Annotated in this window: 10 protein-coding genes and 2 pseudogenes; 5 read left to right on the plus strand and 7 right to left on the minus strand. The window is 36.5% G+C overall.

All coding sequences use genetic code 11. The features are described from left to right. Positions 1-44: 44 nt before the first annotated feature. Both ribD and R0F62_RS03895 read right to left on the minus strand, forming a co-directional pair. The gene (gene ribD, locus R0F62_RS03890; protein ID WP_010962779.1) at positions 45-1,127 is read right to left on the minus strand and encodes a bifunctional diaminohydroxyphosphoribosylaminopyrimidine deaminase/5-amino-6-(5-phosphoribosylamino)uracil reductase RibD; all 1,083 of its coding nucleotides are present in this window, start codon (positions 1,125-1,127) and stop codon (positions 45-47) included. Next, complete coding sequence (locus tag R0F62_RS03895; protein ID WP_274979120.1) at positions 1,127-2,326, minus strand: deoxyguanosinetriphosphate triphosphohydrolase; 1,200 nt, start codon at positions 2,324-2,326, stop codon at positions 1,127-1,129. The genes ribD and R0F62_RS03895 overlap by 1 nt, the downstream gene beginning before the upstream one ends. Before the next feature lie 47 nt (positions 2,327-2,373). Between R0F62_RS03895 and R0F62_RS03900 the strand changes: the two genes are divergently transcribed. After that, complete coding sequence (locus tag R0F62_RS03900; RefSeq protein WP_010081891.1) at positions 2,374-2,835, plus strand: HesB/IscA family protein; 462 nt, start codon at positions 2,374-2,376, stop codon at positions 2,833-2,835. Between the two features lie 39 nt (positions 2,836-2,874). Then, the gene (locus tag R0F62_RS03905; RefSeq protein ID WP_010962776.1) at positions 2,875-3,549 is read left to right on the plus strand and encodes an ABC transporter ATP-binding protein; all 675 of its coding nucleotides are present in this window, start codon (positions 2,875-2,877) and stop codon (positions 3,547-3,549) included. Positions 3,550-3,787: 238 nt separating this feature from the next. On the opposite strand, the gene R0F62_RS03910 is transcribed toward R0F62_RS03905, so the two are convergent. After that, entirely contained in the window at positions 3,788-4,486 is a 699-nt protein-coding gene (locus R0F62_RS03910; protein WP_010081989.1) for an alpha/beta hydrolase, read from the minus strand. A gap of 155 nt (positions 4,487-4,641) precedes the next feature. Here R0F62_RS03910 and R0F62_RS03915 point away from each other — a divergent pair, with 155 nt between their 5' ends. After that, on the plus strand, positions 4,642-5,778 hold the full coding sequence (locus tag R0F62_RS03915; protein WP_274979118.1) for a cysteine desulfurase family protein: 1,137 nt from the start codon (positions 4,642-4,644) through the stop codon (positions 5,776-5,778). 528 nt (positions 5,779-6,306) lie between these two features. Then, positions 6,307-7,044 (plus strand): WD_0702 family putative metalloprotease, encoded by a 738-nt coding sequence (locus R0F62_RS03920; protein WP_010081987.1) that lies wholly within the window; start codon positions 6,307-6,309, stop codon positions 7,042-7,044. 39 nt (positions 7,045-7,083) lie between these two features. On the opposite strand, the pseudogene R0F62_RS03925 reads toward R0F62_RS03920, so the two are convergent. Continuing rightward, positions 7,084-7,185, minus strand: a pseudogene (locus tag R0F62_RS03925) (WPE palindromic element domain-containing protein); the annotation flags it as partial. A 298-nt stretch (positions 7,186-7,483) separates the two neighbouring features. On the opposite strand from R0F62_RS03925, the gene tsaD reads away from it, so the two are divergent. After that, complete coding sequence (tsaD, locus tag R0F62_RS03930) at positions 7,484-8,491, plus strand: tRNA (adenosine(37)-N6)-threonylcarbamoyltransferase complex transferase subunit TsaD (RefSeq protein WP_274979117.1); 1,008 nt, start codon at positions 7,484-7,486, stop codon at positions 8,489-8,491. Between the two features lie 352 nt (positions 8,492-8,843). Here the strand turns inward: tsaD and R0F62_RS03935 are convergent, their stop codons facing one another. The 3 genes and pseudogenes from R0F62_RS03935 to R0F62_RS06785 all read right to left on the minus strand — a co-directional run bounded on the left by R0F62_RS03935 (position 8,844) and on the right by R0F62_RS06785 (position 12,299). Then, entirely contained in the window at positions 8,844-9,359 is a 516-nt protein-coding gene (locus tag R0F62_RS03935) for a transposase (protein WP_274979198.1), read from the minus strand. Next, the gene (locus R0F62_RS03940) at positions 9,349-9,600 is read right to left on the minus strand and encodes a hypothetical protein (RefSeq protein ID WP_010081945.1); all 252 of its coding nucleotides are present in this window, start codon (positions 9,598-9,600) and stop codon (positions 9,349-9,351) included. The genes R0F62_RS03935 and R0F62_RS03940 overlap by 11 nt, the downstream gene beginning before the upstream one ends. A 521-nt stretch (positions 9,601-10,121) precedes the next feature. Beyond that, a pseudogene (locus R0F62_RS06785) lies at positions 10,122-12,299 on the minus strand (hypothetical protein). Position 12,300 lies beyond the last annotated feature (1 nt).

Genomic DNA, 12,300 nt, shown 5'->3' on the forward strand with positions numbered 1-12,300 from the left:
CCGCTGAACGGATACCTTTTTTTTACTGTTTGAGTATGTAAGGATTATGACGACCTATCCCAAACCTCAACTATATCCTCACTAAACTCTATTATCTTTGTTTTTTTAAACTGATAACAGTTGTTAATGAATTGAATCCCTAAATCTCCTACAAAAGGAGTGGCATCATTGCCTAAAATTTTACCACTGCGGCATATTATCAACCTGTCGATTAAATTACACTTTAATAGTTCTGTGATTAACACTCCTCCACCTTCAACTAATAATCTTGTTATACCAATTTCTGAAACAAGTTTTAATGCCATGTCCTTTAGGCAAACCTTACCTGCGTTGCTTGAATTAACTACTAAGTAGTTAATGTTTTTTATTTTTTTCTCTACTTCTTTATTTGTGATGACCCAAGTTATTACTTTGTCTGCAGTCTTTGCAATGTTATGCTCTTCCTTTAATCTCCCTTGACTATCTATAATTAGCCTTATTGGCGATCTACTTCCGAGTCCTGGTAATCTGCAAGTTAAGAGTGGATCATCATTAATAAGAGTATTGCTGCCAATCATAATTGCATCATATTTCGTTCTGAGCTCATGCACCCAGTTTCTCGTATTTTCACTTGTTATCCATTTGCTATCGCCTGTAAATGTTGCGATTTTTCCGTCAAGAGTTGTTGCGACTTTGCAAGCTATAAATGGTCTATGTAATTCTTTAGTGGTGAAAAAACCGACATTCAGTTCTTTTGCCTCTTTTTGCATAATACCTTGCTCAACTTCAATTCCTGCTTCTTTCAGAGCTTTCATGCCTCTGCCTGAAACTCTACTATCTGGGTCAATAGTTGCAATTACTACTCTTTTTATGCTAGCTTTTATGATTTTTGCAGTGCAAGGCCCCGTGACTCCGTGATGACAACATGGCTCAAGAGTGATATATATAGTTGCGCCATGAGTTGAATCTTTAGCGTTTTGCAAAGCGACTACCTCCGCATGCGGACGCCCACCAATCCCTGTGTATCCCTCACTAACAATTGTACCATCCTTTACAATAATACACCCGACAGCAGGATTTGGTGCAACATTTCCAAGATTTTTTTCTGCAAGCCTTAATGCAATTGACATGAAATGATCATCAGTCATTAGAAAGAAGTCATTTCGTATGAGGTATCAAAAATTCTTCTGTGCTCGTGTATAGCAAATCTATCTGTCATACCTGAGATATAGTCACATATTATTACTGAACGCTGAGATTCACAAGCGAGTTTGCTCCACTCTGTGGGAAGTAATCCTGGGTTTTCATAAAAACATTGCAAGAGTTCCTGTATTATGCGTTTTGCTTTGTTCATCGTTCTACTCAGTTTATAGCTTCTGTATATTTTCTCCATGTTGAATCTTTTCATTTCTTTTGTAGCATTCGCAACTTCTGGTGAAAATGTGACTAGCATTTTATTTAGACTTCTTACGTCTTCTACGCTTTTTATTTTGTGATCTTCAATATTTCTTTCAGTCTGAGAAACAACATCACTTATCATAGTTCCTATAGTTCCACTCAGTGATTCATGTATGAGTTTGCTCTGAGGCAATTCTGAATATCTGCTCCTTATGTCTTTAAACATTTTTTCAATTAAAGGAACATTCAGCAAATCTTCGATGGTTACTAAATTCGCTCTGAGTGCATCATCAAGATCGTGAACACTGTAAGCAATATCATCGGCAATTGAAGCAACTTGCGCTTCAATGCTTGAAAATTCTTCAAGTTTTAGATCATATTTTTTGTTGTATTCTAATAACAGCTGATTATTTGTAGAAGACTCCGCGTTTTGACCAAGCAAGGGACCGTTATGTTTTGCAACTCCTTCAATCACCTCCCAACTTAGATTCATACCATCAAAATCAGCATGTTTTTGTTCGAGGTAAGTTAAAATCCTTATAGCTTGAACATTATGATCAAACTCATACTTCTCGTTATCAAGATTCAAATCTTGAACTGATTTCTTTAGAGCATCTTCACCTGCATGACCAAATGGAGGATGACCAAGATCATGTGCGAGCGCTATGCATTCAGTGATATCCTCATTTAAGCCAAGTCTACGCGCAATGGACCTTGCAATTTGTGCAACTTCAAGGCTATGAGTAAGCCGAGTGCGATAGTAGTCGTGCTCATAATTGATAAAAACTTGTGTTTTGTACTCCAATTTTCTAAACGCATTAGAGTGAATGATACGGTCCCTATCACGCTGAAAGCAGCTGCGATTCTCATCTTCTGGCTCTTTGAAGTATCTCCCTTTTGTTTTGCTTGGAAAACATGCATAATTTAATAGAAAGTTATTGTTTGACATGTAAAATTTCTACTATAATAAGTTATAAATAATAAACGGTGGTTACTATGTCAACAAATTACAACATCAACTTAACTGATAATGCACTAAAAAAAATCCACTCTCTTGCAGAGCAGGAAGGGGATAAGAGTTCCATTTTACGGGTTGCAGTTTCAGGTGGTGGATGTTCTGGCTTCAAATACAATTTTCTTATGGATCAAATGAATAAAAATCTATCTTTGGATGATGAAGACGATGATTACGATGATGAGTTTGATGACGAAGACGAAGATGATGACTATGAAGAAAGTGAGGACTATAGAAGCCACTCCAGTTTTAGCGAAAAAGGTAAAGATATAGTAATTAATGATGAAAATGGAAACCCTGTATTAATGGTTGATAATTGTTCAGCAAAATTTTTAAATAACTCAGTTATAGATTATACTGAGGATCTCAGTGGTTCTGGTTTTCAAATAAAGAATGCCTTTGCTAAGTCTCAATGTGGTTGTGGTAACAGTTTTTCGGTTTAATTATTACTAAAACTTAGATGCCTTCTGGATCTTTTAAACATGGGTGGTAATGTAGCACTAGAACTAACTTCCGTAGATAAAAGCTTCAAGAACAATTCTGCTGTTGTAAAGGATATCAACTTAAGTGTCACAAGAGGGCAAGTAGTAGCGCTGATTGGCGATTCAGGTGCAGGGAAAACAACTATATTGCAAATCGCAGGCTTGTTGGACAAGCCAACTTCAGGTATAGTTACGATAGATGGAATAAATTGCACACAAGCCAGTAATAAGCATAAAACTCATGTAAGAAGAAATTTTCTTAGTTTTGTTTATCAATTTCACTATTTGTTACAAGAGTTATCGGTGTTGGAAAATATTATGCTTCCTCAACTCATTGCAGGAAAAAGCAAAGCTGAAGCAAAAAAAAATTCGCAAGCAATGTTGGAAAAATTTGGTCTGGAAAACAAAGCAAGTAGCATGGTATCTGAAGTTTCGGGTGGGGAAAGGCAGAGAGTTGCAATTGCAAGAAGCATTGTAAATTCTCCAAAGCTTTTACTTGCAGATGAGCCAACAGGAAACTTAGATCCAACAAATTCTTTTAACGTGTTTTTACTGCTACATTCATACGTAAAGGAAAATAACAGCTCTATGCTTATAGTAACACACAATCATCTCCTTGCAGAAAAGGCAGACTGCATTTTCCAATTGAGAGATCGATCATTAGTGAAGTTGTGAATAGGAAAAATAGCACAATTTCTATGCCTTATACTTATCTAACCAATGATCATTAACAGAGTACAACTCGCATGAAATGCTTTCATTGCTTTTTATACACGGACTTTTTAACTTACGCTGTTTATTTAGGGAACACCCCGATAACATAAACACAGCTAAAACAAAAAATAATAGCTTTTTAAACATAACAAAACCTTTTCATTTATATTACTAGACTCATTTCTCTTGTTTGTAAAGATTAGGCATATTCTTTTACCCTTACCTCTTTTTTGACCTTTTGAAAAGAAATAGTTGCACTATTCAAGCGCAGTTTTATATAATTGTCCACGATTTGAGTCACTTCCTCTTCTTTATCCTTTAGAAAGTGATTAGTATCATCTATTATATAGTATTTCATGTGATCACTTCTTACTGAATTTATCAACCTTTTTGCTAATTCTGTTACATCGCTTTCTTCTGAGATTGTATCATTACTGCTTTGTATTATAAGCCCAGAAACTGGACAGGGAGAAAGAAAAGAAAAATCGTACTTAGTTACCGGAAGAGAAAGAGCAATAAAACCCACTATCTCAGGGCGGCGCATTGTTAGCTGCATAGCCACCCATGCTCCAAAAGAAAAACCAGCGATCCAAATTGGAACATTGCTAGGATTATGTTCCTGAAGCCAATCAATGGCTACCGCAGCGTCAGTTAATTCTCCTATACCCTTATCAAAAGTTCCGGTAGATTTTCCCACACCACGAAAGTTAATTTTCAATGCAGAAAAATTGTTATCGATAAAAGACGTATATGTACTATGTACAATTTTACTATCCATATTACCACCATATTGAGGATGATGATGTAAAACCAGCACAACCGGCGCGTTGGCATCTTTGCTTTGGTGGTATTCACCTTCTATCTTTCTTGTTGCATTATTCAAAAAAACTTCAACCATGGTAACCCCTAATAAGAACCCGCTTGACAGGTATTAATGACGTGAGTTATTAATTATGTATTAATTTCGCTGTTTTTGCAATAAATTTTTTATCGTGTTAAAGCTAACGTACATAGTTATGGCTATAGTTGATGGTAAACTTATTTAAGTGACAGATGAGTCCATTCTCTTTAGAAAATAGTGGTTGCGTATATGCTGATTACAATGCAACTGCTCCAATTAGTGAAAATGTAAAAAAAAGTATATTTGAGGTCTTGTTAAAACAAACGCTCAATCCATCATCACTACATAAAAGAGGACAAGAAGCGAGGAAGATTCTTCAGGATGCAAGAGATAACGTACGTGGTGCTATTGGCGTCTCAAGTGATAAAGAAATAGTTTTTACGTCTGGTGCAACTGAAGCGAATAACCTTGTTATGAGAGGAATAGCAGGCTACCTGCATATAATTTCAGCTATAGAGCATCCTTCAATTCTTAATTCTGCATGTAATCCATATATAATACCTGTTAATCAGGAGGGCATTGTTGACTTTTTAGAGCTAGAAAAAATTCTAAGCGAACTTAAAGGAAACAAAGCAATAGTTTCAGTTATGATGGCAAATAACGAAACCGGAGTTATTCAACTTATTGAGGAAATAGCTGAAATAGCCCACAAATTTGGAGCAATTTGCCACACTGACACTGCTCAAAGTGTTGGAAAAATTAAAGTTAATATGGAAGATTTAGGAGTGGATTTACTCACTTTATCCGCCCATAAATTTGGCGGTGTAGCAGGCAGTGGAGTTTTAATATTCAATAAAGAACTTGCGATAGAACCTATTATAATAGGTGGTGGACAAGAGAAGGGATTTCGTGGTGGTACGGAAAATATTGTTGCGATTGCAGGCCTTTCTGCTGCACTGCAAAATATTCCAGACCTTCTATCAAAAATGGATGAAGTAAAGGAGCTACGTGATCAATTAGAGTGTGAATTATTAAATCTTGCCAGTGACATAAGAATCTTCGGTAAAAACTCTAAGAGGCTGCCAAACACAAGTTTTATTTATATGCCAGGAGTAAAGAGTGATGTGCAGCTTATGCATTTTGACTTGAATCATATTGCAGTTAGTAATGGCTCCGCATGTTCTTCTGGAAAAGTTGAGCCTTCCCATGTTTTGCTTGCAATGGGGGCAACAAAAGAGCAAGCAGAGTGTTCAATTAGAATCAGTATAGGTCCAGAAACTAAACCACAAGACATAAAAAAAATAGTGGATTGTTGGTATAATATCTACAAGCAGAACACCTTGGTATAGATAATACGTGGTATCATGCAGGCACTGGCCGAGCATTAGATGTAAAAAATTACTTTACAACCCCGCGGTATCTCTAGATCCCGCTAACAAGCAGCGGGATGACGGTTGTTAGGCTAGCTGTCATCCAAGTAGCTGACACTGGTTCCTTTATGACGGCAGTGCCCCTATGGTGTCATTCCAGTGTCCTGACTACTTGGATCTAGCAAGCTTTGCTTGCAAATAAGTCTAATACGTGTCGCGTTTTATGCCAAAACACAATTGGAGTTACATGCAAAATAGATCCCAGACTGGGATGACAAAAAAAGAGCACTGGAATGACACCATTTGCTGTGCAATTTACCTTCAAAAATGAATGTTCGTACAGCTATGGATTTATTCGCGGTATCTCACCATAGATCCCGCTGACAAGCAGCGGTATGACGGTTATCAGTAAACATGAATTACTTTAGCTATGCAATCAGGCTTCCTAAAAACACTTTGTAGCCAATCAATTCTTGAGTATAAAAAGAATTCCTTTAATAATAAGGTATGCTAATCAGGAATTTAATAAAACAAGCAACTCAAGTAGGAAGCAGTGAAAATGCAATACGGTATGTCGAATATCTCTATCAATTTGAGAAGTTTAGAAACACATTAAACCTCACTTTATCACTAATAAAGCAAAACAGGCTCTCATTTGAAATATACCAAGAGGGATTAGTGGATATGGAAGAGGGAGTGTGTAAGACAATCAGGTCTTCCAGTGTAAATAGATATGTTATTGTACTGAGGAAGTCAAACCCATACATTATAGTGCATGAACTTTCACACATGGTTGAAAATGAACTGAACTTAAGTTTGGAACAGGAATTTCTCCATAAAGTTTACCAGGATATTGAGCAGAACCTAAAGCAAGCAAATATTCTTGTGCAGAAAATTATCGGCCAAGTTATATTTAAGGAGATACAGGCTTATCAAACTGCAAAATCACGTGCATCTGAATTATTTGCACGCTATTTTGAGCTATTTGCTTGGGCGCAGGAGGTTTACCCTAAAGATAAAGAATACTTAATCCGCACTCAAGACTTAAACAAAGTGTTCCTTGCTACTGGCCAATGGAAAAAGAGCTACCTTGATTCACAAATGATGGAGAGAATAGATAAGGAAATCAAGGAATACAGCAATAAAACTGCCACTAAAGACGTAACCAAAGTGCAAAGCAGTTGGACTAATAAATTTTCTCCTGGGGGCAAAAAAATTAGCTCTATATTTGGAGATGATGATTAGCTTATAGTGCAGGTTTTCCTACGTCATGCCGCCGCGAACCGTCATACCGCGATTCATTCTTTTGGTGTACGAACATTGCAATTTGCAGGTAATTTGAGTAGTAGATGGTGTCATTCCAGTGCTTGACACTGGAATCCAGGAATTTGGATTGGGCACTAAGTTGGTGAGCATAAAAGTGGCTGATCTTATGTTAAAACACAACGTTCTTGATGAGATTACGGCAAGGCTGGATTCCAGTGTCAAGCACTGGAATGACACCATTTGCTGTGCAGTTTACCTTTAAGAATGAATGTTCGTACAGTTGTGCGCGGTATCTCATCAGCTAACACGTAGCGGAATGACGGTTGTCGGTAAATCTTTTAGCTATAGAAGTTAACTTTGCAGTTAACTTCTACAGCGTTTCAAAGTATAGTTTTGGTAATACAGTAACTAAATATACATGAAAACCATTTTAGCTGTTGAAACAAGCTGCGACGAAACTGCAGTAGCGATTGTAAATAGTGACAAGCAAGTCCTTGCTCACGAAATTCTCTCCCAAGCAGAACACAAAAAACGTGGTGGGGTGATCCCTGAAATAGCTTCACGTGCTCATATGGAGCATTTAAGTGGTCTAATAAAAAGCGCCGTGGAAAAATCTAACCTTAACTTTTGTGACCTCAATGTAATTGCAGCAACATCAGGACCAGGACTCATAGGTGGATTAATAGTTGGTACAATGATGGCTAAAGCAATTGCGCATGTAGCACAAAAACCATTCATTGCAGTGAATCACTTAGAAGCGCATGCATTGGTTATTAGGTTACTGCATGAGGTAAAATTTCCATTTTTAGTCCTACTAATATCAGGTGGTCACTGTCAATTTTTAATTGCACAGGATGTGGGTAAATACATTAAACTTGGAGAAACGCTCGATGATTCACTAGGAGAAGCATTTGATAAAGTTGCTAAGATGCTGGGTTTAAGCTACCCAGGAGGCCCATTAATTGAAAAGTTGGCTAAAAAAGGCAATGGCACAAGATTCAAACTGCCAAGGGCAATGATAAAACGTTCTGGATGTAACTTTTCGTTTTCTGGGATTAAAACAGCAGTAAAAAACTTAGTACAAGAACTTAAAATGAGCGAGCAAGATGTGTGTGATGTATGTGCTTCGTTTCAAGAGTGTATTAGTGACATACTGCTGGACAGGGTTAGTAATGCAATTATTATGGCCGAATCTTTAAATATCAAAATCAATGACTTTGTGATTACCGGCGGAGTTGCAGCAAATAATTTCTTGAGAGAAAAATTAAAACAACACATAAACTTAAACATATTTTTTCCCCCTAACGACCTATGTACAGACAATGCAATTATGGTTGGATGGACAGGAATTGAAAGGTTACAGAAAAATTATATAGATCCACTTAATTTTGCACCAAGACCTAAGTGGGAGTTAGAGAGTTATTAAAAGCTCTCAATTCTGAATTATAGCTAAAGTGACTTAGGTTCTCTAACTGCACATAAGTCAACAATAATTTTCACACAAATCAAAACAGCATATCTTCTCCATAATCCTTGGTAATTTTACATAAGTGAAAAGTAGCATATGGTTCTCTCCGCGGTCTGAGATGACAATAAACTTGTCAAGCCGCATTATACTTGTTAGGCGGAAGTGGACGGTAACATGTTTACCACGAAGTCTAACTAAGTTCTTGCTTGTCCCTTCCATCGGCATTGCTATCTTTATTTTCAATAAAATTATTGTCCTATGCTCTTTTGATGTTTATTGATAATAAAATTCTGTTTTATCAACCAACATCCTATGCATAATTACAGCTAATTTTCTTGCTACTGCTACAATTGCTTTTTTCATTCCTTTTTTCTGCGCAACTCCAGTTTTTTAATTTAAATGTCCTCTTGGTAACTGTAAGCATTGTTTGTGCAGCTTCATATAACATACTTCTACATTCCGCTGGTCCCATCTTTGATATGCTGCCATGCCGATCAACTTCTCCAGAAGAATATTGCCTTGGTGTCAACCCTATATATGCTCCAACTGTATCAGATTTCTCAAACCTATGTGGGTTATCAATTGCAGCTTTATACGTCATTGCTACTATAATCCCCACTCCTGGAACAGTAGTTAACAATTTACAATCATCGTCTTTTTCACCTTGTTCTGAAAGCATTTTGTCAAGCTTTCTTAATGACTTTTCTATTGCTTCCAAACTACAAACTAACGCTTCAATTGAACTCCTACTGATTTCATCCAAATTATTTATTGCCTCTTGTATTCTTAAAGCGAAAGTTTCAAATTTTGATCCTTTACCGACCATGTATCTTCAACAACCCTCTTATTGTTCCAATAACCTGCTGTTTGCTACACATTAGCTGTCTTCTGCTTCCAAGCGCTATTTTAATTTGACAACTGATTTTACTAACACTTCTCATCATCTGCGCTATACCCCTCGCATCGTTTTTATCATTCTTATTGATTCTTGCAGACAACGCTGCTGCCATATGCCTTGCATCTACACAAATTACTGGTAATCCAAAACTCCTTAACTCTTTGCACATTGATATTGACAACTATCCACTTTCTATTCCTATGGGTTCGTATTTTTTGCCTTGGCTAATCTGCTATTGCCTTACTTTCGCTTGCAACAACTTCTTCCTTAACAACTTTTCCTTTCTCATCAACGATACTTATAAAAGTTTCTTTTAATGAGATCGCTATAATATTTCATGACCTACTGTAAAAGTTTAAATTATTTTTGAAGAACCAATTCATTGAATTTGTTACTTCGTGCTAAAATAATGGAGTATGTCTCTCCATCATTCAATAGCAATTACAGTATGTTTAGCTATAATTTGAAAAACAAAAATTCGTCATTCTGCTACTAGTTAGCGGGATCTAGAGGTACCGCGGCGGCATGACGTAGGATTGCTGTCATCCCGCTGCTTGTTAGTGGCTAAGAGATACTGTGAATAAATCACGGTATGACGGTTAAGTATCCCGCTACGTGTTAGCGGCTGAGATAACGCGAATAAATCGCGGGATGACGTGTTGCTTGGGTCAGCTATAGAAGCAAAACTCATCATTTTGAAAGAGGAGGAGATTTTTCCGGACCCTCAGCAGGGATTGATTTTGGATCTGATAATTCTGTATTTACCTTGATTGGCTCTAATGGAGTTTTCTGCTCTTCCGGTTTATCATCTGGAATTGGAACAGGCCAATCCATAATGTTTTGCGGTATAACTTTTGCTTCTTTAGCTTCTTTTTGACCTGTTGAAGATGATGCATCAACTCCTGCATTTTTGGTAACTTCTTGTTTTAGTTGTTTATTTTCTTCTTGCAGTTGCTTTAAATTTTTCTTTAACTCGTCAATCTCTCTTATTTTTTGTTTTAATTGTTCAGATATAGTTAGTTTGTCTCTAGTCAATTTTTTGTTTTCTTGTCTTAACCCACTAGCTGTTCTGCTTGAGTTGTTGTTTACAGCTTGTATACCTTGGTCTTGCTGCTGCATGCTTGTTCCTCTACTTTCATATTCAACTTCAGTTTGAGTTGCCTGACCTTTTTCCTGCTGTAATATGTTCTGCAGTTGCTCTAGACTCTCTTTGACAGATGCCAGCTCTTCCTGTGTACACGTTAACATCCCTTCCTTTTCCTTAAGTTGATATTGAAGTTTTTCTATTTCCCTCTTCGTATTTTCTTCGCTTAGCTCATCTGCAAGTGATCTTCCAGGTTCAAGTTGTCGAATTTCCCTCTCTAAATCTTCCTTTTCTCTCTGTAATTCATTTAATTCTTTAGACAATTGGCTCGCCGTTTCAGCCAATGTATTGTTTTCCTTTTTTGTTTCCATTAACTGTTCTGCCAACTGCTTTTTATGATCATCCTTTAAACCTTCCACTATTTTCTTCAGGTCATTCTCCAAATTTGCATTCTTTTCCTTTAGTACAGTTAAATTAGCTTCACTTTGCTTCAATTTTCTCTGTAATTCTTTATTTGCCTCATTTGTTTCACCTTCCTTATCTTTCAACTGATCATTTAAGTTCTTTATTACATCATTTTTATCCTATAGTTCTTCCTCTTGTTCCTTTATTCTTTGACCTCTTTCAAATATCGCTCGCTGTTGTTCATTGACTTTATCTCTCAAGGAGTCACGTTCTAATCTTAGATCCTCAAGCTGCTTTGCCTGCACTGCAAAATATTTAGCAAATGTTTCTTTTTCTTCCTCTAATTCCTCAACTTCATCTTTTAATCCTTCTTGCTCATACTCTTCTTCATCACCAGACATATCATCCTCAAATATTTCATCTTCATCACTAAATTCACTGCTGGTGGATATAGAACTTCTACGTGAAGAAGGTGTGCTAGGAGAGGAATACCCACTGCTGCTTGGTGTAGGTGACTGTGGTGATATATGTAGATCTTTTGTAAATATTTCCTCTGCTGGTACTTGCTGATCGTCTACACTCTTGGATATGCCAGTAAAAGCTTGATACAGAGTTTTTCCGTTGATAAAAACTTCTTTATTTTGTCCAACTAACTTTAATACTTCTTCTGAACTCGTTATTCCTCCAAATTTTGGCTCACCAATAACACTCTGTATACCACCAGAATCCAATTTTACGGTCATGCTACAGTCTATGCTGTTACCTTCAGAATCCTTAGCCTGCCAATTAATGGTCATTTCACATGAGCTTGAACCAGTAAAATCATAGTGCCTTTCGCTGCCTTTTTTGGTTGCAGTTATTTGACTATCTTTCCCTAAAGATATGTTATAAACCTTACCTTCACTGCTGGTCCTTAAAATATTGCTAATTTCTATTGGTTTTTCTTCATTTTCAAATCTAATTTTGAAGTCATTATCCTTTGTTGGATACACTAAGAAATTTTGACCAGGCAGAGACGACTTAAGTTCTTTATGCATTGCGTCTATTGATTGCTCAAATTTTTGGAACTCCTTTTCCCACTTTAAATTTATCTGTCCTGTAATGTCCTCATCTTTGCGTAAAGGACCAATAAAGTACCAGATTAAATTTTCTTCCTCCAGTCTTTTGATAAAATCCTGAAGATCGTTGCAAGATTCAGTGACATTTAAAGTATCATTTTTCTTTTGTTCATCTACATCTAAACTTTGACTTTCAGCTATAAATACATTTTCGTTTTCCTGTGGCATAATTTTACATTTTAAAAAATATACTATAATATTAACAGATTTCTTTAAAAAATCAACTAATTGTTGGATAAATAAACTTGAGCATTTGGCCAAA

Source organism: Wolbachia endosymbiont of Drosophila aff. chauvacae BK-2020, from assembly GCF_032848195.1.
GTDB lineage: Bacteria > Pseudomonadota > Alphaproteobacteria > Rickettsiales > Anaplasmataceae > Wolbachia > Wolbachia pipientis.

Excerpts from the sequence above, each read along its gene's own strand:
- R0F62_RS03940 (WP_010081945.1), bottom strand. The coding sequence starts at position 9,600 with ATGTGCAAAGAGTTAAGGAGTTTTGGATTACCAGTAATTTGTGTAGAT.
- tsaD (WP_274979117.1), top strand. The coding sequence starts at position 7,484 with ATGAAAACCATTTTAGCTGTTGAAACAAGCTGCGACGAAACTGCAGTA.
- ribD (WP_010962779.1), bottom strand. The coding sequence starts at position 1,127 with ATGACTGATGATCATTTCATGTCAATTGCATTAAGGCTTGCAGAAAAA.
- R0F62_RS03915 (WP_274979118.1), top strand. The coding sequence starts at position 4,642 with ATGAGTCCATTCTCTTTAGAAAATAGTGGTTGCGTATATGCTGATTAC.
- R0F62_RS03905 (WP_010962776.1), top strand. The coding sequence starts at position 2,875 with ATGGGTGGTAATGTAGCACTAGAACTAACTTCCGTAGATAAAAGCTTC.
- R0F62_RS03920 (WP_010081987.1), top strand. The coding sequence starts at position 6,307 with ATGCTAATCAGGAATTTAATAAAACAAGCAACTCAAGTAGGAAGCAGT.
- R0F62_RS03900 (WP_010081891.1), top strand. The coding sequence starts at position 2,374 with ATGTCAACAAATTACAACATCAACTTAACTGATAATGCACTAAAAAAA.
- R0F62_RS03935 (WP_274979198.1), bottom strand. The coding sequence starts at position 9,359 with ATGGTCGGTAAAGGATCAAAATTTGAAACTTTCGCTTTAAGAATACAA.
- R0F62_RS03910 (WP_010081989.1), bottom strand. The coding sequence starts at position 4,486 with ATGGTTGAAGTTTTTTTGAATAATGCAACAAGAAAGATAGAAGGTGAA.
- R0F62_RS03895 (WP_274979120.1), bottom strand. The coding sequence starts at position 2,326 with ATGTCAAACAATAACTTTCTATTAAATTATGCATGTTTTCCAAGCAAA.